The sequence below is a fragment of the Alkalidesulfovibrio alkalitolerans DSM 16529 genome, assembly GCF_000422245.1.
Classification (GTDB): domain Bacteria; phylum Desulfobacterota; class Desulfovibrionia; order Desulfovibrionales; family Desulfovibrionaceae; genus Alkalidesulfovibrio; species Alkalidesulfovibrio alkalitolerans.
This window is the reverse complement of sequence record NZ_ATHI01000026.1, coordinates 189,482-212,140: the sequence shown is the minus strand read 5'-3', so window position 1 is coordinate 212,140 and position 22,659 is coordinate 189,482. Positions and strand designations below refer to the sequence as shown.

General features: G+C 65.4%; 16 protein-coding genes. 11 read left to right on the top strand and 5 right to left on the bottom strand.

The genetic code is table 11. The annotated features are described in order from the left end of the window. The first annotated feature begins 83 nt into the window (after positions 1–83). The 4 genes from DSAT_RS08470 to DSAT_RS08455 are packed head-to-tail and all read left to right on the top strand — an operon-like array spanning position 84 to position 6,450. Complete coding sequence (locus tag DSAT_RS08470; RefSeq protein WP_020887082.1) at positions 84–1,283, top strand: efflux RND transporter periplasmic adaptor subunit; 1,200 nt, start codon at positions 84–86, stop codon at positions 1,281–1,283. A 3-nt stretch (positions 1,284–1,286) separates the two neighbouring features. Then, positions 1,287–4,442 (top strand): efflux RND transporter permease subunit, encoded by a 3,156-nt coding sequence (locus DSAT_RS08465; protein ID WP_020887081.1) that lies wholly within the window; start codon positions 1,287–1,289, stop codon positions 4,440–4,442. Beyond that, positions 4,439–5,512, top strand: coding sequence for a chorismate synthase (aroC, locus tag DSAT_RS08460; protein ID WP_020887080.1), 1,074 nt, complete (start codon positions 4,439–4,441; stop codon positions 5,510–5,512). Before DSAT_RS08465 ends, aroC begins: the two co-directional genes overlap by 4 nt. Then, entirely contained in the window at positions 5,497–6,450 is a 954-nt protein-coding gene (locus DSAT_RS08455) for a zinc dependent phospholipase C family protein (protein WP_020887079.1), read from the top strand. Before aroC ends, DSAT_RS08455 begins: the two co-directional genes overlap by 16 nt. Positions 6,451–6,609: 159 nt before the next feature. On the opposite strand, the gene DSAT_RS08450 is transcribed toward DSAT_RS08455, so the two are convergent. Together DSAT_RS08450 and DSAT_RS08445 are read right to left on the bottom strand one after the other, a co-directional pair. Then, positions 6,610–7,254, bottom strand: a complete 645-nt coding sequence (locus DSAT_RS08450) for a response regulator (protein WP_020887078.1) — start codon at positions 7,252–7,254, stop codon at positions 6,610–6,612. A gap of 402 nt (positions 7,255–7,656) precedes the next feature. Further along, positions 7,657–9,243 (bottom strand): flagellar hook protein FlgE, encoded by a 1,587-nt coding sequence (locus tag DSAT_RS08445; RefSeq protein ID WP_020887077.1) that lies wholly within the window; start codon positions 9,241–9,243, stop codon positions 7,657–7,659. Here DSAT_RS08445 and DSAT_RS15505 point away from each other — a divergent pair. The 3 genes from DSAT_RS15505 (at position 9,230) to DSAT_RS08435 (ending at position 12,249) form a co-directional block, all read left to right on the top strand. Continuing rightward, complete coding sequence (locus tag DSAT_RS15505) at positions 9,230–9,391, top strand: hypothetical protein (protein WP_153304088.1); 162 nt, start codon at positions 9,230–9,232, stop codon at positions 9,389–9,391. The two genes, DSAT_RS08445 and DSAT_RS15505, sit on opposite strands and share 14 nt — an antisense overlap. An 81-nt stretch (positions 9,392–9,472) precedes the next feature. Beyond that, positions 9,473–10,954 (top strand): leucyl aminopeptidase, encoded by a 1,482-nt coding sequence (locus DSAT_RS08440; protein ID WP_020887076.1) that lies wholly within the window; start codon positions 9,473–9,475, stop codon positions 10,952–10,954. 35 nt (positions 10,955–10,989) lie between these two features. Beyond that, positions 10,990–12,249, top strand: coding sequence for an alpha/beta hydrolase (locus DSAT_RS08435; RefSeq protein WP_020887075.1), 1,260 nt, complete (start codon positions 10,990–10,992; stop codon positions 12,247–12,249). A 248-nt stretch (positions 12,250–12,497) separates the two neighbouring features. On the opposite strand, the gene mdoH is transcribed toward DSAT_RS08435, so the two are convergent. From mdoH to DSAT_RS08420, 3 genes are all read right to left on the bottom strand, one after another. Further along, positions 12,498–14,960 (bottom strand): glucans biosynthesis glucosyltransferase MdoH, encoded by a 2,463-nt coding sequence (gene mdoH / locus DSAT_RS08430; protein ID WP_020887074.1) that lies wholly within the window; start codon positions 14,958–14,960, stop codon positions 12,498–12,500. Between the two features lie 2 nt (positions 14,961–14,962). Then, the gene (locus DSAT_RS08425) at positions 14,963–16,624 is read right to left on the bottom strand and encodes an OpgD/OpgG family glucan biosynthesis protein (RefSeq protein ID WP_235695935.1); all 1,662 of its coding nucleotides are present in this window, start codon (positions 16,622–16,624) and stop codon (positions 14,963–14,965) included. Between the two features lie 137 nt (positions 16,625–16,761). Continuing rightward, positions 16,762–17,514, bottom strand: a complete 753-nt coding sequence (locus DSAT_RS08420; RefSeq protein ID WP_020887072.1) for a tetratricopeptide repeat protein — start codon at positions 17,512–17,514, stop codon at positions 16,762–16,764. A gap of 224 nt (positions 17,515–17,738) precedes the next feature. Between DSAT_RS08420 and DSAT_RS08415 the strand changes: the two genes are divergently transcribed. The 4 genes from DSAT_RS08415 to DSAT_RS15855 all read left to right on the top strand — a co-directional run bounded on the left by DSAT_RS08415 (position 17,739) and on the right by DSAT_RS15855 (position 22,635). Continuing rightward, positions 17,739–19,454 (top strand): flagellar hook-length control protein FliK, encoded by a 1,716-nt coding sequence (locus tag DSAT_RS08415; RefSeq protein WP_020887071.1) that lies wholly within the window; start codon positions 17,739–17,741, stop codon positions 19,452–19,454. A 24-nt stretch (positions 19,455–19,478) separates the two neighbouring features. Further along, the gene (locus DSAT_RS08410) at positions 19,479–20,249 is read left to right on the top strand and encodes a flagellar hook assembly protein FlgD (RefSeq protein WP_020887070.1); all 771 of its coding nucleotides are present in this window, start codon (positions 19,479–19,481) and stop codon (positions 20,247–20,249) included. Between the two features lie 57 nt (positions 20,250–20,306). Continuing rightward, positions 20,307–21,971 (top strand): flagellar hook protein FlgE, encoded by a 1,665-nt coding sequence (locus tag DSAT_RS08405; RefSeq protein ID WP_020887069.1) that lies wholly within the window; start codon positions 20,307–20,309, stop codon positions 21,969–21,971. 415 nt (positions 21,972–22,386) lie between these two features. After that, complete coding sequence (locus tag DSAT_RS15855) at positions 22,387–22,635, top strand: Abi family protein (protein ID WP_040371027.1); 249 nt, start codon at positions 22,387–22,389, stop codon at positions 22,633–22,635. Positions 22,636–22,659: the final 24 nt, after the last annotated feature.

The window sequence follows — 22,659 nt, the reverse complement described above, 5'->3', positions numbered from 1 at the left end:
TGAGGGCGAGATATCGCCATGCTTTCACCCGTGCTCCCGGCATCGGCGCTGGCCGCACGAGACGCGCGCGAGGGGTTTCAGCCATGCATCGTTTCCCAAAAAGTCATCGCATCCGGGCCTTCCGGCGCGCATGCGCGCTTTCCTGCCTCGTACTGTTTCTAGCGGCCTGCGGGGGCGAGGACTCTGGCAAAGCCAAGGCCGATGCCGACGCCCCCAAACCCACACCGGTCTCGGTCATGACTCTTGCGCCACGGGACGTGGTCCTGAATTACGAGTATCCGGGGCGCATCTCGGCCAAGGAGAGCGTGGAGGTCCGCGCCCGCGTGGAGGGGTTCCTGGAGAAAATGGCGTACGTGGAGGGCTCCCTCGTCAAGCAGGGCGACCTGCTGTTCGTCATCGACGAGCGGCCCTACAAGGAGACCTTGAACCAGGCCCAGGCCGACCTTAACCGCACCCAGGCCGCTCTGGACAAGGCGGCCGTGGACGAGCGCCGCTTTTCCTCCCTGGTCAAGCAGGGCGTGGTCAGCCAGGAGGAATACGACTCCGTGCACACGCGCTACCGCGAGGCGCAGGCCGCGCGCGACGCGAGCAGGGCCGCCGTGGAGCAGGCCCGGCTGAACCTCGGCTACTGCCGCGTAAACGCACCCATCGACGGCCGCGCGGGCAAGGCCCTGGTCAAGGTGGGCAGTCTCGTGGGGCGGAGCGAATCCACGCTGCTCACGACCGTGGACTCCATCGATCCCGTGTACGTCGATTTCAGCATCAGCGAGCAGGAATATCTGGCCTACGTGCGCGAGCACCAGCAAAAGGTTGCCGAGGGGATTCCCGATCCCGCGCCGCCGCTGCATCTCATCCTGGCCGACGGCCGGGATTACGGGATCACGGGCACGGCCGATGTGGCCCAGCGCACCGTGGACCCGACAACGGGCACCTTGTCCATCCGGGGCATTTTCGGAAACCCCGACGGCCTGCTCCTGCCCGGCCAGTACGCCAAGGTCGTCGTGGGCGCGGGCGTGATGAACGGCGTCCTGCTCGTGCCGCAGCGCGCGGTCATGGACGTGCAAGGAAAGAAGAGCGTTTACGTGGTCGGCGAGAAAGGATTGCTCGAATCGCGAGCCGTCACGCTCGGTCCGAGCCACGGCAGCGACTTCATCGTCGCCGAGGGGCTTTCCTCGGGCGACCGGGTCGTGGTCGAGGGAACCCAGCGGTTGCGGCCCGGCATGCCAGTGGCCCCCCAGGCCGCGCCCCAGGCCCCGGCCGGAGCCGGGCAGGCCGGGAACTGACCCGTGCTCGTCCATTTCTTCATCGACCGGCCCGTCTTTTCGGCCGTCCTCTCCATCGTCATCACCCTGGTGGGGGCCATCTGCCTCTACCTCCTCCCCGTGGCCCAGTACCCGGAGATTGTGCCGCCCACGGTCCAGGTCAAGGCGACATATCCGGGCGCGAGCGCGGGCGTGGTCGAGGAGAGCGTGGCCACGCCCATCGAGCAACAGGTCAACGGCGCGGAAGGCATGATGTACATGCAGTCCGTCAGCGCCAACGACGGCACCATGACCCTGACCGTGACCTTCGAGGTAGGCCGCGACCTGGACATGGCCACCGTGGACGTGCAAAACCGCGTGGCCCTGGCCGAACCGCAACTGCCGCCAGACGTGGTGCGCCAGGGCATCACGGTCAAGAAGCAGTCGCCCAACATGCTGGCCGTCATCAACCTGATGGCCGACGATCCGGGCTACGACGCCCTCTTCCTCTCCAACTACGCGACCATCAACCTGGCCGACAACCTTGGACGCATCAAGGGCGTGGGCAACGTCATGGTTTACGGCGCGGGCGACTACGGCATGCGCATCTGGCTCGATCCGGAGAAGCTTGCCCGAATGAATCTGACCGTGGCCGACGTGATCGCGGCCGTGGGGGAGCAGAACGTGCAGGCCCCGGCGGGCCAGATCGGCTCGCCGCCCTCACCGCCGGGCCAGGAGGTGCAGCTCGCCATCCAGACCAGGGGCCGCCTCTCCGAGCCCGAGGAGTTCGGCGCGATCATCGTGCGCGCGGGCGCGGACGGCTCGCTCCTGCGCGTGCGCGACGTGGCCCGCGTGGAGATGGGCTCGCAGTCCTACAGCGCCTTTTCGCGCCTCAACGGCAAGGACACCGCCTCCATCCTCGTCTACCAGCTTCCCGGGGCCAACGCCCTGGACGTGGTGGCCGAGGTGCGCGCCGCCATGGGGGAGATGGCCAAAAGCTTCCCGCACGGCATCTCGTACCAGGTCAGCCACGACACGACCAGCTTCGTCACCGACTCCATCAACGAGGTGGTCCAGACGCTCTTCGAGGCGCTGCTCCTGGTCTTTCTGGTGGTCTTCATATTCCTGCAGAACGGCCGCGCGGTCTTCATCCCCATGCTGGCCGTGCCCGTCTCGCTCATCGGCGCGTTCGCGGCCTTTCAGGTACTCGGCTTCTCCATCAACACCCTCACGCTCTTCGGCCTGGTGCTGGCCATCGGCCTGGTGGTGGACGACGCCATCGTGGTCGTGGAGGCCGTGCAACGCCTCATCGACGAGGAAGGGCTCTCGCCCCGCGAGGCGGCCAAGAAGGCCATGGACGAGGTTACGGCCCCGGTCATCGCCACCTCGCTCGTGCTCATCGCGGTCTTCGTGCCCGTGGCCTTCCAGGGAGGCGTGGCCGGACGGCTCTACCAGCAGTTCGCCCTCACCCTCTCGGTCAGCGTGGCGCTTTCGACCATCGTGGCCCTCACGCTCTCCCCGGCGTTGTGCGCCCTCCTGCTCCGGCCGGAGAAGACCACGCGCGGCCCCCTGGGCTGGTTCTTCGGCAAGTTCAACGCAGGCTTCGCGCGGCTCACGGCCGGTTACGAGGCCTCGGTCACGCGGGCCATCCGGCGCTTCGGCCTCGTCTTGTCGCTCATGGCCGTCCTTTTCGGCGCCACCTGGGTGCTCCTGGAGAAGCTGCCCACGAGCTTCGTGCCCGCGGAGGACCAGGGCTATCTCATCGCGGCCGTGCAGCTTCCCGAGGGCGCGTCGTTGCAGCGCACCGACGCGATCATGCGCCAGATCGAACAGATCGCCGCGAACGAACCCGCCATCCGCGACATCCTCACCCTGGGCGGCCTGAACATCTTGACCAGCGCCAACAGCTCGTATGCGGGCACCTGCTTCATCATGCTCAAGCCCTTCGAGGAGCGCACCGAGCCCGGCATGTCGGCCCAGGCCGTACAGCAACGCCTGCAGCGAGCCTTCATGAGCCTTTCCGAGGGACTGGCCATGGCCTTCAACCCGCCCGCCATCCAGGGACTTTCCACCACGGGCGGGTTCGAGTTCCAGGTGCAGCAACGCGGCGGCGGCGAGGTGGCCGATCTGTCCCAGGCGGCCCAGGCCTTCATGCAGGATGCGGGCAAGCGGCCCGAGGTGACACGGCTCTTCACCACCTTCAGCGACAACGTGCCGCAGGTCTTCCTGGATCTCGACCGCGACAAGACCAAGCTCCTGGGCGTGCCCGTGGACTCGGTCTTTCAGACCCTGCAGACCTACCTCGGCGGCTACTACGTCAACGACTTCAACAAGTACGGCCGCACCTACCGCGTCATGCTCCAGGCCGCTCCCGAATACCGCCAGCGGGCCGAAGACGTGGGCGTCTTCCACGTGCGCGGCCAGGATGGGGCCATGGTCCCGCTCTCCACGCTCGTGACCACGCAAGGCGTCTCCGGGCCAGAGTACATCACCCATTTCAACCTCTACCGCTCCGTGACGATCAACGGCGACACGCCGCACGGCTTCAGCTCCGGCCAGTCCATCGCGGCCATGGAGAGCGCGGCCCGGAGCCTGCCCCAGGGCTACGGCTTCGAGTGGTCGGGAATCTCGCTGCAGGAGAAGCTTTCCGGCGATCAGGCCATGTACGTCTTCCTGCTGGCCCTGGTCATGGTCTTCCTGTTCCTGGCCGCGCTTTACGAGAGCTGGGCCATTCCCTTCGCGGTGCTGCTCACCGTGCCCCTGGGCATCTTCGGCGCCATGGCCGGGCAGTGGCTGCGGGGGCTTGAGAACGACGTCTACGCCCAGATCGGCCTGGTCATGCTCATCGGTCTGGTGGCCAAGAACGCCATCCTCATCGTGGAATTCGCCAAGATGAAGCACGACGCGGGCATGGATGCGCGCCAGGCCGCGATCATGGCCGCGCGCCTCAGGTTCAGGCCGATCCTCATGACCTCCTTCGCCTTCATCCTGGGCGTGGTGCCGCTCGTGATCTCCACGGGCGCGGGCGCGGCCGCGCGCCATGCCCTGGGCACGTCGGTCTTTGCCGGCATGATCGCGGCCACCTGCCTGGGCGTGATCGTGGTGCCGGTGCTTTATTCGCTCATCCAGGGCTGGGCCACGCGCATGCGCACGGGCCGGGCATCCGGTGAGGCGGCAAATGGATCACGGGAGAACGCATGAGCGGCAACACTTTCGGCAAGCTCTTTCGCCTGACCACCTTCGGAGAATCCCACGGGCCGGGGCTTGGCGGGGTCATCGACGGCTGCCCGGCAGGCATTCCCCTGACCGAGGCCGACATCCAGGTCGAACTCGACCGCAGAAAGCCCGGCACGGGCGGGATCGCGGCCACGGCGCGGCGCGAGGACGACGCCGTGCACCTTCATTCCGGCGTCTTCGAGGGCCGGACCACGGGCACGCCCATCGGCTTTTTCATCGCCAACCAGGACATGCGCTCGCGTGATTATTCGGCCATCAAGGACGTCTGGCGGCCGGGCCATGCGGACAGAACCTACGACGCCAAGTTCGGCTTCCGCGACTACCGCGGCGGCGGCCGCTCCTCGGGCCGCGAAACGGTCTCGCGCGTTGCGGGCGGCGCGGTGGCGGCAGCGTTTCTGGCCACGCGCGGCGTTTCGGTCCTGGCCTACCCCGTGGAGGTGGGCGGCGTTCCCGCGCGGGTGATCGACCCGGAGAACGCTCATGCCCGGCCTTTCTTCAGCCCGGACGAGGCGGCCGTGGCCGCCTTCGAGGAGCGTTGCAGGCAGGCGCGCGCGGCCGGTGACACCGTGGGCGGCGTGGTGGAAGTCCGGGCGCGCGGCGTTCCCGCAGGCCTTGGCGAGCCGGTCTTCGACAAGCTCGACGCGCGGCTGGCCTACGCGCTCATGGGCATCGGCGCGGTCAAGGGCGTTGAGATCGGCGCGGGCTTCTCGGCCGCGCGGGCCACGGGCGCGACGAACAACGACCCGATGACGCTTGATGGCTTCGCCTCGAACAACGCGGGCGGCATTTTGGGCGGCATCTCCTCGGGCCAGGAGATCGTGGTGCGCTGCGCCGTGAAGCCCATCCCCTCCATCGGCCAGCCGCAACGCACCATGACGCGCCAGGGCGAGGAGACCGAAATCACGGTGGGCGGCCGCCACGACGTCTGCGCCATCCCGCGCATCGTGCCCGTGTGCAAGGCCATGGTCCTGCTTGTCCTGGCCGACATGTGGCTGCTCGACCGAAGGCTCGGCGGCGAATGCCCAAGGAACTGACGCACTGGCTGGTGGCGCAGGCCACCGCAGAGAGGCTTGCGGACACGCCCTGGCAGTCCCCTCTCGCGGCCTGCCCGAACATGCTGCGCATCGGCTCGGTGGCCCACGACGCGCTCTACTACCTGCCCGCCTCGGCCCCGGCCGCCTGCCGCCGCGTGCCCTACGTCCTTTCCGGCCACGAGGGCGAGGATTCGCACGAGATCCTGCGCCTTTTGGCCCGCGATCACGCCGCGCACCCGCGCCCCTGGCTGGCCGCCTGGCTGGCCGGGCTGGCCACGCACATCGCGGCCGACACGACCTTTCATCCCCTGGTCTTCTGGGCCACCGGCGACTACCACCATCCGGACCCGAGGCGGCGCACCAGGGCCGTGCAGCGGCACCGCGCCTTCGAGACGCTCATGGACATCCATTTCATGGGCGGGATCGGGCGCGTGCTGCCCATGTCGCTCTCCCGCACGCTGCGCGGGGCCGAGACGCCGCGCGAGACGCTCTTCGCCGAGGGCAGGCTGACCGACACCACGGGCGTGGAGGCGGGGCTCGCGCGCGATTGCCAGGCGAGGGCCTGGCGCATATTCGCGGTCATGCAGGCCCTGGCCCGCACGACCTGGCTGTCGAGCGGGCTGTATGCCGCACGGGGCCTTCTGCCGTCCGGCGCGCGCGAACTTTTGGCCCTGCACTACATCCCGGCCATGACCACGCAACTTCCCCGGCTCGCGGGCGAGATAGATTATCGTCACCCGGTTACGGGCGAGGAACGGCGCGAGAGCCTCGACGCGCTCTTCGAGCGGGCCGTGCAGCGCGCGGCGGAACTGTTGCGGGCGCTCACCCCGGCCGCGTTCGAGGGCAAGGAGCCGGACCTTGCGCCCGGCCTCCCCCTGGACGGCGGAACAGCCGGAGCGCTGACGCATTTCGCCGATCCGCCGTTGATCGAATTCTAGCGAAACGCGGAGGGCTCCTCGACGCGGCTTGCGGCGCTGGCGACACGCTTGCGCCGTGGAAGATTCAGCGCCCAAGGGCTCCAAGACGCGAAAAGCGCTCCACCGGTTTTCGGGAGAGCGCTTTTCGTTCACGCACGGCAATCCAAAGGGATGGCGGGCTCAGGCCTTATAGAGAAAATCAGCCTTGAGGGCGAAGGAAACGAGCTCGGCCACGGAGTGCAGGCCGAGCTTCTTCATCAGGTTGGCGCGATGCTTCTCCACCGTCTTGACGCTGATGCACAGCCTATCCGCGATCTCGCGGTTGCGCATGCCCTCGGCGGCCATGGCCAGTATCTCGCGTTCACGCTTGGTGAGGGCGGCGAACCGGTTGTCGTCCTTTCCGCACGGAACGTCGCCCGCCTCGATGCACAGGTCGGGTTCGAGAAAGGCCCCGTCCTGCATCAGGGTCTCGATGGCCTGGGCCAGCCTGCCACGATCGGCGTTCTTGAGCAGATACCCGCTGGCCCCGGCCTTCATGGCCAGACGCACGAGATTCCTGTCTTCATGGGCCGTGAGGATGAGGATTCTGGTCTCCGGCCGCGCTTCCTTGATGCGCGCGGTGGCCTCGATGCCGTCCATGCCAGGCATCCCGATGTCCATGAGCACGATGTCGGGGTCCAGATCCAGGCAGCGCGCCACGGCCTGCGCGCCGTCCGCGGCTTCCCCGCAGACCTCCACCCCTGGCTGCGAGGCCAGGAGACGCCCCAGGCCGTCGCGCACGATGGCGTGGTCATCCGCCACGAGCAGTCTGATAGGCTTCGCCACGCAAACTCCACTTCGTATAAAGGTTCCGCAACAGGTTCTTTTTGCAGGCGATCTTTATGCGGCATAAACATTTTTTCAGTCACATACAAGGGAATGCGGCGGCAGGGGGCAAAGAAATCGCGTCCCAAAAAGGTTCCGCGAAGAAAAAAGCGCGGCATGCCATGGACATGCCGCGCTGACTCGCCGCCGGGCGATACCGCCCATCCGGGAAGACGGCGGACAATGTCCCGAACGGAGGCTGACAGACTTTTGCCTAACACCGTTCCGCAGACCGTTCGAAGGACGCCGGATTACGGCGCAAGAAGAATCCAGACCCGACGCGTATAAGAACATGCGCGAGGGGCTGGATTCTTCGCGGCAACGCGCAGGCGGTGCTTTTTGGACGGTTTGCTAAAGCCGGTACTAGCGTTTCATCTGGTTCAAGGTGCTGATAATGGAATCAGCCGTGGTGATGACCTTGGTGTTGGCCTGAAAGCCCCGCTGCCCGAGGATCAGATTCGCGAACTCCATGGCCAGATCCACGTTGGATTGCTCCAGCGTGGACTGGGCAATGGCACCCAGGCCGTCCTCGCCGGGAACGCCCTCGATGGCCGCACCGGAATTCGGCGTCTCTGAGAAGAGATTGCCACCCTCGCGCCTGAGTCCGTACTCGCTCGGGAAGTTGTAGAGCGAGACTTGGTAGAGGTCTTCCTTCTGCCCGTTGGAATAGTAGGCCGTAAGAACTCCTCCCGTATTCACGCTCAGGTAGTTCAGATAGCCGGTGGAGTAGCCGTCCTGATTCTGGGTCAAGGTCACGGAGGAACTAGCGAAGCTCGTGGTGAAGAGCGCGCTTTGCGGCGTGGCGCTCATGCTCGGCAGGCTGCCCGCATTGGAGCCCACGGCCGAGGCGCGCGCGCCCGGATCGCTCCAGTCGTCGCCAGCCACCAAGCCAAAATTGAGGTTCATGGACTGCGGGGCGAGCGTTCCACCGCCCGAGGCGCGAAACACCGCATCGAAGGAGGGGCGTCCATCTGCCAGGGTGGCCAGCCGCCAATTGTCGAGATCGGAGGAGTCGGTTGCCGACGGATCGAGCACGTAAGCCGTCTGGTCGATGACGTTGCCCGCCGCGTTGAAGGTCAGGGTGCCCATCATCAGGAGCCCCCCGGCCCTTGGATCGGCCAGCGCGCGGCCATCCTCGGAGGGATCCACCGTCACCACGTATTCCCAGTAGCGGGTTCCTCCCGGCCCGGCGTTATTGACGCCGCTGCGCACGGGATCGAAATAGATGCTCACGTTTCGCGCTGTGCCGTCCGCGTCGTAGATCTTGATGCCGTTCAGGTAGGAGTACTGCGACTCGGCCAGGGGAGGTTGGCTGGTCCCGTCCCAGGCGAGTCCCAGCGAGAAGAACGGATTCGCGGGATCGTGCGTCCGGTCAGGGCTTCCGGAGTCGAGGTTGGTGATGACCGTCATGTTTTGCGTGGCCCTGGGGTCGGAACGATAGACGTTCACGATCTGACCGTCGCGTTCCTCCTCCCCCATGGGCAGACGGATGGTCTGCGACCCGCCGCCGGACAGGCCTGTCACGGGGTCGATGGGTACGCCCTGCAACGCGAAGCGATTCATGTCGCGCAGCACGCCCTCATTGTCGAAGCGGAAGCTGCCCGCGCGTGTATAGAAGGCCCGTCCCTGGTCGTCCACGACGCGGAAGAAGCCCTTGCCGCCTATGGCCAGGTCCGTGGCGAATGTGCCCATCTCGAAGGAGCCCTGACTGTAATCGGTCATGATGTCCGAGACCCGCACGCCCTTGCCCACCTGCCCCGCGCCGAACACCGCGCCGCCGGGAGAGACTCCGCCTCCGGTAGGCTTGTTCTCGTACATCAGATCCTCGAACAGCGTGCGCGTGTTCTTGAAGCCGATTGTGTTCACGTTGGCCAGGTTGTGGCCGATGGTCTGGATCATGGTGTTGTGCGCCACGGCTCCCGTGGCGCCAACGAACATGGAACTGAACATCGCGTTCTCCCGATGCAAAGGTGCGGCAAAAATTTCTCGCCGTCCGGCTTATCGCAAGGGCGATGCCAGCCACATCCCAGAAATCGTCAACACACTGATACTGCTTGATAAAAAAGTTTTCACGGCCCATTCTGGCCCCATGGGCTGAAAAAAGTGCCCGTCCCTGCTACAGAAAAGGCGGGACGGCTCGGCCTCCCCAAAACCCGATGCGCCACATGAAGGAGAAACCGTGAACATAGCCCTTGCCGACACCTCCGCACTCACAACCGCCGAAACCCTGATGCTGCCGCTGTTCGCCGACCGCCCCGCGCCCCTGCCCAGCCCCTTCGAAGCGCTGGCCCAGACCCCTGGCCTTAGCGAGGCTTCCGCCAAATTCAAGGAGACCGGCCTTTTCTACACCCTGCCCGGCGCGCCCTGCCGCCGCCTGCTGACCGTGGGGATGGGCGACGCGGCCGACTTCTCTCTCGACAAGCTGTCCCGCGCCCTGGCCGTGGCCGCGCGCGTGGCCCGCGACCGCCTCTGCGAGCGCGCGGGCGTGTTGCTCGCCGGGCTGCCCGAGATTGAAAGCGCAAGCGCGCCGCGCATCGTGCGCGAGGCGACCGTGGCGCTCTGCCTGGGGCTTTACGCCTTCAAGCTGCTCAAGACCACGGACGAGGCCCCGGCTGACCCGAAGGAGTTTTTGCTCCTGCCGGACGAAAACGCCTCGCGCGAGAAGCTTTCGGCCGCGTTGGCTCTGGGTCTGGCCGAGGCCGAAGGCGTGTGCCTGGCCCGCGACCTCGTGAACCGGCCCTCGAACCACGCCTCGCCCGCCATCGTGGCCGAAACGGCGCGCGAACTGGCCGCGCGGCACGGCTTCTCCTGCCGCGTGCACGGCCGGCAGGAAATCGAGGCCATGGGCATGGGCGCGTTCGCGGCCGTGGCCCAAGGGTCGCGCGCCGAACCCGCGTTCATCGTCCTGGACACCGACCCCGACGGCGGCAAGCCCCTGGTCTTGATCGGCAAGGGCGTGACCTTCGATACCGGCGGCATCAGCCTCAAACCCGCAGCCAAGATGGAAGAGATGAAGAGCGACATGGCTGGCGCGGCGGCTGTGCTGGGCTGTCTGGAGACGCTCGGCCGCCTTGGAGGTGGGCGGGGCGAACGCCGCGTGATCGGCCTCTTGCCCTGCACGGACAACATGCCCGACGGCGGCAGCGTGAAGCCCGGCGACGTGGTCGAGAGCCTTGCCGGACTGACGGTGGAGATCGTCAACACCGACGCCGAGGGCCGCCTGCTGCTGGCCGACGCCCTGGCCTTCGCCGCACGCCTCTCCCCTGCCACGGTCATTGATGCCGCGACCCTCACCGGAGCCTGCCGTATCGCCTTGGGCGTGCACTATGCGGGAGTCTTCAGCCCAAGCGACGAGCTCGCCGAGCGCATCCGGGTCACGGGCGCGGACGTGGGCGACCGCTTCTGGCGGCTGCCGTTGGACGAACTGTTCGCCGAGGAGTTGAAGAGCGACACGGCGGACCTGAAGAACGTCGGACGCCGCGAGGGCGGGGCGATCACGGCCGCGATGTTCCTCAAGCGCTTCGTGCCCGAAGGCGCTTCGTGGGCGCATCTGGACATCGCGCCCACATCCTTCGTGGACGCGGCCTCGGACCTGTGGCCCAAGGGCGCCACGGGATTTGGCGTGCGCACTCTGGCGGCCCTTGCGCGCGGCCAGGGCTGATATTTGGGGATTCTGACACGGAACGGGAGGCGGCCATGCAGAATGCGCAACGCGGCGTTTCGCGCGGCGAAACGCGGGTCACGGGCTTCAGCGACCGCGAAATGGATTTCCAACTTCTGCGCTCGCTGGGCAACGGGGCCTACGGCGCGTCGAGCCCTGGCGAATGCCTGGCCCTGGTCCGCTCCATCCGGGCGGACGATCCCGCATCCTGGACCGCCGCCTTCGCCGATCTGGCCGAGCGGCTCCTGGCCGACGGCGAGACGCGCCTTGCACGCGGCCACACGGTGAGCGCGCGCGACCAATTTCAGCGCGCGGCCGAGTATTTCCGCGCGGCCGAATACTACGCCGACCCCCTGGACGCATCGCGGGCCGCCTTGGACGAGCGCTGCCTGCGCGCCTTCGCGGCCTGGCTGTCCCTGGCCGGACAGACCGCCATGCCGGGCTTCTCGGCCGAGCGGTTGCTCATCCCCTATGAAGGCGGTGACATCCCGGCCTATCTCCTGGCGCCCGCCCGCCGCCCCTCGGGGAGCCTGCTCGTGGCCATGAGCGGTTTCGACGGCACGAGCGAGGAATTGTTCAGTTGCCTCGGCCTGCCAGGCGTCGAGCGCGGCCACCGCGTGCTGCTTTTCGACGGCCCCGGCCAGGCCGGATACCGCCGCCTGCACCCGAGCGGCGTATTCAGACCGGATTGGGAGCGGGTGATCGGCCCGGTGCTCGACCACGCCCTGAGACTGCCCGGCGTCGATCCCGAGCGCGTGGCCCTGGCGGGCATCTCGCTCGGCGGCTACTTCGCCACGCGCGCGGCGGCCTTCGATCCGCGCGTCCGGGCGCTCGTGGCCAATTCGCCCATCGTCGATCTTTTCCAATACCTGGTCTCGTTCCTGGGTGGCGAGGAGGCTGCGCTGCGCATGCCCTCCTTCACCATTGCCGAGATCGTCTCCGCCCCGCCCGAGGAACTGCCGCCGCGAAAACGCTGGGAGGCCTTGAGCGCGCTCACGCGCTTCGGGTGTGAGAGCACGGGCGAGTGGCTGAAACGCTTACGGGACTTCACTATCACGGGCGAGATGCTTTCGGCCGTCCGCTGTCCTTCACTGGGGATTCTCGGCGAGGCCGAGGGCGAGGTGCCGCGCACGCATTACGAGACATTTCTCGCGGGCGTTTCGGGCAAGGCCACGGGCAGGATCTTCACGACCCAGGAGGGCGCGGACGCCCACTGCCAGGTCGGCAACCAGCGCCTGCTCGCGGCCGAGGTCTTCGACTGGCTGGAAGACGTCTGGGCGATGCACCAGACCTAGCAGGCCGTTCAAAAACGTCATTTGCGGCGTTGCCGCGGAAAATCCAGTCCCTCGCGTATTCCTTGATACGCGTCGGGCCTGGATTTTCCTTGCGCCTTGCATCTGACGCTTTTGAACGGCCTGCGGAGCGAAGTTTTTCAATTGCTGGACAGCCGGGTGGCGAGCGCCCTGCGTACAAAACAGCCTTGTTTGGAGAACAAAACGACGGATAACGGCGCATTCTCGCGCCTCAACGCGTCCGCCCAAGCCTACAGACGCGCGCCGAAACGCTCAGCGAGGAAGCTCGGCGGCAGCGTCCAGGCCCTGAGGTGCGCCTCGCGCATCAGGCCGGGGTCCGCGAGCAGGATATTCTTGTCGCGCGCCGAGAGCGCGGACGGCCCCTTTTGGAGCAGCCGCTCCAAAAGCGCCCGCCGCTCTAGGGCCACGCTCGACGCGAGGCTGCGCTCACCGCGCGCCAGACGCAGGTGCACGGCGTTGGTCAACGGGTCGACCACGGCCCGCGCGAAGCCGAAACCCAGCGGATCGGCCAGTCCCTCGGCCGGAGCCTTGAGATGTTCCTCCCCGCTCGCCGTCTCGGCCAGTTCGCGCGGAGGTTCCACTTCCTCGGGCGTGACGAAGATGCCCATGCGCCGGGCCGCCCGGCCAAGCTGCGCGCTCGACGTGAGCGAGGAGAGCGGCGCGGAGAGCAGGAGCGAAAAGATGATCGGGCACGTCCACCAGAAAAAGGCCGGGTTCACGTGCCACAAAAGAAGGCCCCACACCGCCGCGAGGCAGGTGTCCAGGCCATGGAAGCGCAGGGCCTCGGAAAACGGCGTGCCCGAGTCGGAGCGGTCCTGGCTCGGCCAGCCCGAAGCGCGGCCGATAAGGGTGTTGGCCACGAACTTGGTGTGGAACATCATGCGAACCGGCGCAAGCAGCGTGGACAGGACAACGTCCGCGACGATGCCAAGGCTGAGCGAAAGCACCCCGCCGAAACGCCTAGCCCCTCCCTTGGTCACGACCAGGAACCAGCTCGCGACCTTGGGCAGGAAAAGGAGCACAAAGGTCATGGCCAGGACCACCAGCGCCCACATGGGCTCCCAGACCGGCCACTCCGGGAAGAGCACCCTGTCTTGCGGGAAGTAGACCGGCACGGCCAGCGCCTCCAGGACCGCCTCGGCCGTGGACAGGACCAGGAACGCGAACCACAGAAAGGCCGAGAAATACGACATGAAGCCGTTGAGGAACAAAAAGCGGTGCGCGGGCAAAAGCCCCCTGGTGAGCAAAAGGCGCATGTGCTGCATGTTACCCTGGCACCAGCGGCGATCGCGCTTGAGTTCGGCCAAAAGCGTGGGCGGCACCTCCTCCCAGGTCCCCTCCAGATCGAAGGCCAGCCACACGCCGTAGGATGCGCGGCGCATGAGCGCGGCCTCCACGAAATCGTGGCTCATGATGTCCCCGCCAAGCGGCGGCTTGCCGGGCAGACGCGGCAAGCCGCAGTGCTTCATGAAAGGCTTGACGCGGATGAGCGCGTTGTGCCCCCAGTACTGGGCGTCGCCAAGCTGCCAGAAATGCAGCCCCGCCGCGAACATGGGACCGTAGAGGCGGTTGGCGAACTGCTGCGCGCGGGCGATGAGCGTCTCGCGCCCGGCGGTGCGCGGCGCCGTCTGCAGGATGCCCACGTGGCGGCGGCGCTCCATGATCTGCACCATGCGCACGAGTATGGAGCCCGACATGACCGAGTCCGCGTCCATGACCGCCATGTATTCGTATCCGGCCCCGAAGCGACGGCAGAAATCCGCGATGTTGCCAGACTTGCGCTTGAGGTTCACTCGGCGGCGGCGATAGAAGATGCGGCCTTGCGCGCCCAACTCCTCGCACAGTCGCCGCCAGATCGCCTCCTCCTGCACGAAGCGGTCGGGGTCCTTGGAATCCGAAAGGATGAAAAAATGGAAGCCCGTCAGCGCGCCCGCGCGTTCGAGGGACAGGTACGTGGCCCTGATTCCGGCAGCCGTGCGCTCGAATTCCTCGTTGCAGACCGGAAAGAGGATCGCGGTCATGGCCTTGCGCGGCTCGCTGACGTCGCCCTCGCGTTCCTTGGTGGTGGTGATCACGAAACGGTCGAAGCGCCTGAAGAGCGTCCAGAAACCGGCCATGGCCGTCCAAAAGCCGATGGATATCCAGGCGAAGAGAATCGAGAAGACGGCCACGATGGCCAGTTCGAGCGCAGTGGAGCCCTTGTGCGGCAAGACCGCACCCATATTCAGCGCGGCCAGGATCGTGGGCAGGAGCACGAGCACGATGAGCACGATGCGGCGACGGCTCGCCCGTTTCATCCAGGGTTCGTTCAGGTACTCGCGCGTCTGCCGCTCGGTCAGGAAGCCCTGTGCCGAGGGCTTTACGGGCGGCCTGCTCCACGGACGACGGTGCATCTCCTCGGGCGCCATGTGCCGCCTGACGAGCGGCGGACATGGCGTGGGGACGTCGAGCGTCTCGCTTCGGCCGAGTTCTTCCTGGACCGCCGCCACGGCGCGGCCGGTCAGCGTTTCGGCTGTCTCGCCAGGCTGCGGATCAAGGTCGCGCAGCACGCCAAGCGCCAGTTCCAGTCGCCGCGTTTCGGAGAGGGGAAAGCGGCGCAGATAGGCCGAAAGCCTGCGCCCGGCCTCGTCGAGGGCCGTGCGGATTTCCTTCGGCATCCGGCCCGGCGCGCCGGGCGTGCGTGTCTCGAACATGCTCACAGCCTGTAGGAGTAGCTCCACGTCTCGGTCAGCGTGTTCACGAGATCACGCAGAAAGACGCGCATCTCGATTGGCGGCCGCTTGTCCAGGACTACATGCAGCCCGGACGGATCGTCGGGCAGGATGCGAAACGTCAGACGCCAAGCCCCGGTGACCGGGTTCTTCTCGATGCGCTGCCCAACGAGCGTGGCCCCGGCGCCGACGGTGACCACCGCCTGAGGCGGGCTGTCGGAGGCCAACTCGCGAAGCTTCTGGCCGTCGAAGTCGAGGACGAAAACCCTGGTCTTGCCGTCGAGATCGCGACCGACACGCGTGGCGGTCACATAGCCATCGGGCGGGATGTCCTTGAAGGGGCCGCCCCAATAGACGCGGTAGGCGAAACGCAGGGGCTCGCCGGGCGTGGGCTGGACGGCCGGAGTCCAGAAGGCCGTGATGTTGTCGTTGTTCTCGTTGTCCGTAGGAATCTGCACCAGTTCGACGCGGCCTTCGCCCCACTCGCCCAGCGGCTCCACCCATATGCTGGGGCGAAGCTCCTGGCGCAGCGAAAGGTCCTGGTAGCTGGCGAAGTCGCGGTCGCGCTGCATGAGTCCAAAGCCCTTCAGGCCGGGCGCGGCGAACGAGTTGATCTGCAGCGTGCGCGGGTTCTGCAGGGGCCGCCAGATCCACTCGCCGTTTTGCAAGGCCACGAGCAGGCCGTCCGCGTCGTGCACCTCGGGCCGGTAATCTTCGAACCTGCGGCCCGTGGAGTTCTCGCCCATCAGAAACATGCTGTTCAGCGGCGCGATGCCGAGTTTATCCACGGGACGGCGCGGGAAGAGCACGCTCTTGACCTCGACTACCGTGGGCAGCCCCGGCTGCGAAGTGAAGGTGAACGCCCCGGTCACGCTCGGACTGTCCATGAGGGCATGGACCGTCAGTTGACGGTCTTTGGGCTTGGGCTTGACCACCCAGAATTTCGAGAACCAGGGGAACTCCTCGCCCCGGGGCTGGGCCGTGTCGATGGCCAAGCCGCGCGCCGAGGAGCCGTAGAACTGTCCTTTGCCCACGGAGCGGAAATACGTGGCCCCCAAAAAGACGAGGTACTCGTCCATGACCGTGGAGGAGTTGATGGGGGCGTGGGCGCGGAAGCCCGCAAATCCGAGATCGCCCGGAATCTCGTCCTGACGGGGGAGCGCGCCGTAGTCGAAGAGTTCCCGGGAGAAGGGCACGGGAGAGACCCGGCCGTCCTCGATCACGTGCACGGCCACGGCCCGGTCGTAGCGCCCGCCCGGATGGAAGAACTGCAGCGTGTGCGGAAGCTTCTCACCGTGCCACAAGGCCTTTTCTGCCTTGTAGCGGATGGCGTCCCAGTATTGATTGCCTTGCAGGAGGAAGGACGGAACGCCCGGCACAGGCGGTTCGTGCGGGGCCTTGGACAGAGCCTCGGCCATGGCCGCAACCTGTTCGAAGCCGAACGTTTCGGCGGATTCTTCCGCCATCCGGGGTTTGGCCGCGCTCTCGGCGGGCCGGGGCTGGGCGGGACGCGCCCCATTCCCTCCGGCCTCCTTGGCCGTCTTGGCGGGCAGGGCCAGCAGACAGAAAGCAAGACACAGGAGCAAAATGCGCCCCATGCGGCGAAAACGGCCGAATCGTTCGACCGCGCGTATGCTCATGATCATGGACCTCTCGTTGCGTGCGCGGGATCATCCCTTATACGCGGCGCGGTATCTAGCAGCACGGCGAAAGGAAAGCAATCGCGTCCATTCCGGCCCGCCGATCCACGGTTCGCGCCCGTCCCGCGGGAGAGGCCTGGGGATCAGGCGGTCCTGGCTGCGCCGTGCTGGTCGCAGTATCTGAGAAACTTCAGTGCCTCCGAAAACCCAGGGTTGAGGTCGAGGGCCCTGCGCAAATGCTCTTTGCAACTGTCCGTGTCACCCTTGTCGAAGTAGACGCGGGCGATGTTGAAGAAGACGTGCTCGTCGCGGTCGTTGAACTCCAAGGCCCGCTGGTAGAAACGCAGGGATTCCTCGAAGTGCCCGTTCTTGCGCAGGTTGATGCCGAAGGAATTGAAGCGCTCCCTCTGTTCCTGGTGGAATGCCTCGTCGATGCCGAGCAGCGTGTCGAGCACCTTCTTGAGCTTCACGAAGTCCTTCTTCTCCGAATAGACCTCGCCCAGGCCGTAGTTGGCGCGCACGTTCAGTCCATCGATCATCAGGGCCTTGAGAAACTGTTTCTCGGCCGCGTCGAGCTGATTCAGGGAAAAGAGGCGCTCGCCCTCCGCAATCTTCCTGGCCAGGGTCTGCAAGGCGGGAACGGTGTTCGTCCGGTAGTAGGTCGGCTCCGGCGCATAGGCAGTCAGGAACTCGATCTCCGGCAGTTCCTTGCGCAGCCCCGAGGGCACGTGGTGCGCGTTCAGCGGCTGCACTTCGTAGATCTCGGGCGAAAGCCTGCGCGCGTACCAGTACGTGATCTGTGCATGTCTAGAGGACGTGCCGCCCACGCCGATGCCGCCTTCCTTTTGCAAGGAATAGACTCCTAGAATCACCGGATACTCTTCTCCGTTCTTCACGCCGCGCCCCCCTGGGATAGTCGTTAGGGCGGGACGATACCCTGCAATGACCTGTTTCGCCAGTCCCGCGTTTGACAGCCGCACCCGCCAGACCTTTCCCAAGACCTCCGTGAAGGGGAAAAATCTGCCTTCTCCGTTTTCCACTCGAAAATATACATTTGGAATTGCTGGATTTTATTTTTTAGTACGGGCTTTGATTATTCCCGCCGCAAAGGAGCGCGAGAATGCAGATTCTTCCCGACACCAGTAAACAGACCGACCTCCTCTTCGGTTTCGGCGCGTCCGAGACGCAGAAGACGGCCGCATCCTTCGCTTCGATCCTGAACGATGCGGCGAGCGACGGCCGCGAGGCGGCCGCGCGCATCATGGGCCAGGGTGAAAACGCCGCCAGGCAGGGGCTGGCCGAGGGAGAGAATGCCCGCCGCAACGCCGGAAGCGTCGATACCCAGTCCTTCCGCCGCATCGAGAAGGAGCAGGGTGACCCGCGCGAGGTAGCGCTCACGCCCATGGATTTCGCCAGAGTACGGGAAAGCCTGCAGAAATACGGCTTGGCCAAGGCCGACATCGACGAACTCGAAGATCGCGTGAACAGCAAGGGCGGTCTCACCTGGGGCCAGCTCGTCTCCACGCTGATGCAAAAGACGCACGAACTTGGTGAGGGGAAGATATCCAATCCCCTCACCGCTCCGCAAAAACAGGAGCTTGATCTCTTTTTCCAAAAGATCGGCTTCTCGCCCGACGAATCCAAGGGACTCCTGAAGGACCTCGAACAGGGCCGCTTCCGCGATGTTCTGGCAGTGCTCCAGAAAAAGCTCGACTCCCTGCCGCCGGACAGGTTGCTGGATCTCTCTCCCAAAGGTGTGCATGCCCTGGCCGAGGCGATGAAGGCTCCGGCCGAATTGCGTGACCGGCTGGTGAGCCTGCTCGGCTCCGGAGAACGCGAGACTTTCGGTATCTCCGAGATCAAGAACGCCCTGTCCCAGCTCCAGAGCGAGGACGCGGCTCGCCTGGCCGCCCGCCGCGACGCCCTGGCCGAATTGCAGAAGGATCTGACCACTATCCTGCGTGACGCCAGGGAACGTGCCACGGGTGCGGACGGCGGCGCGGCCGACGAAGCCCGCAAGAAGATCATCTCCAAGGACAAGGACGAGACGCTGGTCGAACGCTTTCTGGGCAAGGACGCCAAGGACGACCAGAAGGTCGTGGGTGAAGCCGGGCGGGGGCGCGACGGCGAGCAAGCCGGCCGCGAGCGCGATCCCCGCGACTCATCTGAGAACCTGCGAGATCCCCGCGACACCCGCGAGGCGAACGCCAGAGCGTCCAAGGACGACCCCTCGGGCTGGAAGACGTTTTTCGAACGGCTGGACGAACGCGGCGGCGAGATGCGCCAAGCCACGGTCCGCTTCATGGAGCAGGCGCAGCTTCGGGCTCAGGACGCCGCGCCGAAATCCGAAAACACCGCGGCAAAATATTCCGACAGGGCGATCTTCGACCAGATCGACAAGGGGCTGTTCAAAAATCTGCAAAACGGAGCGAGCCGCCTGACGCTGCAGCTCGAACCCGAAAACCTGGGACAAGTCCATCTGACCCTGCAGGTCCAGGGCAAGGAAGTGCGGGCCCTGATCCGCACCGAGCATCAGGACGTCACCCGGGTCCTGGCCGAACAGCTCGCCCAGGTGCGCGAATCCCTCGAACAGCAGGGACTGCGCGTGACCGAGTTGGAGGTCAAGACCGGATTGTCGGACAATTCGCTCGAAGGCCGTCAGTGGACCAGCACCGAGCAGCACAACATGGAACAGCAGCGCCAACTCATGGCCGATCTGCGCAACCGCATGCGCGTCCTGCGCGAAGTCATCGGCGACACGAGCATGTCCCGCGACCAGACCGGCCAGTCCGTGGCCGCCCTTCTGGGCGAGAACGGCCTGTACGTCGTGGCCTGAGCGGAATCTTGAGGGAGTAGGATCATGTACGGATTTCAGGGCATCGGACGGGCGGAAAAGGATTTCTACAAGGATCCGACCAAGAGCGAGCTGAAGAAGGATCTCGACCGGGACGCCTTCCTCACGCTTCTGGTCGCGCAGCTCGGCCACCAGGACCCCCTGAACCCCATGGAAGACAAGGAGTTCACGGCGCAGCTCGCGAACTTCTCGCAGCTTGAGCAGTTGACTCACATCAACGAAGGCATCGGCAAGATGATCGAGGCCACGAACCGGCAGGAAGTGCTCTCTGCCGTGAGCTACATCGGCAAGGACATCCGCGCCGAGGGCAACGTATTGAGCAAGGTCGGCGGCCGGGTCTCCACGGCCTACTACGAACTCGAGGACACGGTCTCCGCTGTGTACGTGAACATCTTCGATTCCTGGGGCAACGTCGTCCAGACCATTCAGGGCGGAGCCATGCAGCCCGGCAGCTACGAATTCTCCTGGGACGGCCTGGATTGGCAGGGCAAGAGCACTCCCGATGGCGTGTACGGCATCTCCATCGTCGCCGAAGGCCTCGAAGGGCAGCCGGTATTCGTCAATACCCAGGTCGTGGGCCGCGTGGCAGGCGTGGTCACGGAGGACGGCCAGAACTACCTGCGCCTCACCGACGGTCGCGTGGTCAACTTCATGGACATCAAGGAAGTGGTCAACCCGTCGGCCAGCAGCGGCAACACCGGCGGAACCGGTGGAACCGGCGACTCGGACGGAACTGGCGATTCGGACGGCGATTCGGGCGACGCCGAAGCCGCCTAGGCTTCCTGATCACGACAACGAAGCACAATTTCGCACCAACGATTCACGGAGGGTCATATGGGTCTTTCAGCAGCACTTTTCTCGGGCATCACCGGACTGTCGGCGCACGGCGAGAAGATGTCGGTGCTCGGCAACAACATCGCAAACGTCAACACCGTGGGGTTCAAATCCTCGCGCATGCACTTCGAGGATGCCATCAGCCAGAACGTGGCCACGGCCCAGGGCGTGGGCCAGGTCGGACGGGGCGTGAAGATCGGGGCCATCCTCTCCGATTTCAGCCAAGGCTCCTTCGAGACCACCAACGAGTCCACTGACCTGGCCATCGGCGGCAGCGGCTTCTTCCTGGTCAAGGTCAAGAACGAGGAGCAGGTCTACTACACACGCGCGGGCAATTTCCGCTTCGACCGCGACGGCTATCTCGTGGACCCGCACGGCTACGTGCTCCAGGGCTGGGAGGTGGACGACACGAGACTCACGGCGGCCACCACGACCGCCGCGGCCATCTCTTCGGCCAGCACCCGCATCAAGGGCGTGCCCACGGACATCAGGCTCGAGAACTTCCAATCCTCCCCGCGCGAGACGAGCTCAGTGACCATCATCACCAACCTCGACTCGGGCGAGCCCAGCCGTTCGAGCGACCCGGTGGATCCTTTCTTCGCCATGTTCAAGCGCTGGGACGGCCAAGCCGACCAGCCCATAGGCCAGACCCAGTACGCCTACCAGACGACCCTGAAAGTCTACGACGAGAACGGTTCGTCGCACAACCTTTCGGTCTTCTTCGATCCCGTCACCGTGAGCAACGCGGGCGGCCGCAAGGTCTGGGAATTCATCGTCTCCGTGCCGCCCTCCGAGGACGGCCGGTTTTTCACCACCTCGGGTGGCGCGCGCATCGAACTGCGCAACACCTCGGCCGCCGGCCTTCTGGCCACGGGCACGCTGACCTTCAACGCCGCGGGCGAACTGGAGAACATGAGCCTTTTCCAACTCCAGTCGGGGGCCATGCCCAACCCCGGGAACCTCATGGACCTCTCCAACTGGCGCACGCCGCAGACCTTCTCGCAGAACGGCTACCCCATGGTCGTGGCCAACTTCCTCTCGAGAGACAGAGCCAGCTTCACCGACTCGGCCGACGCGACATCATCGAACGTGCTCATCGAACTGAACTTCGGCCTGCGCAGCCTGGAGACGCAATGGCGCTCCGGATCGGTCTCCAACGCGGCCGCGCTCTCGGGACTGCCCGCCAACGGCGCCACGGTGCAAAACTTCCTGCCGGGCTTCAATGACAGCGAACGCGCCGCCCTGGCCACCACGTCCTTCAGCGCAGGCTCCACGACCATCTTCCAGTCCCAGGATGGTTTCTCTGCCGGGTTCCTACAGAACATCTCGGTGAATCGCGACGGCGTGCTGACCGGGCGATACTCCAACGGACAGGTGCTGAAGCTCTACGTCATCACCCTGGCGAACTTCAACAATAACTGGGGATTGACCCGCGAGGGCGGCAATCTCTTCGCCGAAACCCGCGAGTCCGGTCCGGCCGTGACCAACAGGCCCAACACGGCCGGCCTTGGCAGCATCGCCTCCAACTCGCTCGAACAGTCCAACGTGGACATGGCCCGCGAGTTCGTGAAGATGATCACCACGCAGCGCGGCTTCCAAGCCAACTCCAAGGTCATCACCACCACGGACACCATGCTCGGCGAACTGATCCAGCTCAAGCGCTAGGCCTGACGGACAACTGCCTCTCCCTTCCCGGAGCCGCCGCTCCCTCCCAAGACCCAGGCGGCGGCTCCGGATCGTTTCGCCCTCCGTATCAGCCCAAGGGCAAATCAATATCCCAACGGGATCGGGCCGAAAGAGACTGCTCCTTCCGGCTTGGCACGTTCACATACCTGCTTGCCACCGCTTTCCTTGCCAACGGCAAGTAGATCATGTATAGATGCCCAAGTTGCGCTGGGCGACCTGATACCTGAGACAGCCAGAGATACCCGTTGCCGATGCTTGACAGGGCCAATGGACATGGGTAGTTGTATTTACAACAAGCCCGAATGCCTCTCATGTGCGCAGTCGTAGACTGATCGCGTGATGCCAAACTTCGGGTTTTTTTATGCCTTCTTCCTTACGTCCGTACTCGAAACCCGTGCTCTGCTGCGCGGATCTCATCGCCTACCTCCAGCGAAAGGGTCTTGCCGTGGACGACACGGCGTTCGCAGCCAAAATCATCTCCACCTACAGCTACTACCGCATCAAGGGCTACGCCTTGGCGCTCCGTGATTGCCGAGACCCCGTCAAACCATTTTTCCCTGGCTCACGTTTCGAAGACATCTTCGAACTCATGGCATTCGACAAAGCCCTCAGATTGCACGCCCTTGAGGCGATAATGCATTGAGCTGGCTTTCAGAACCGCATTCAA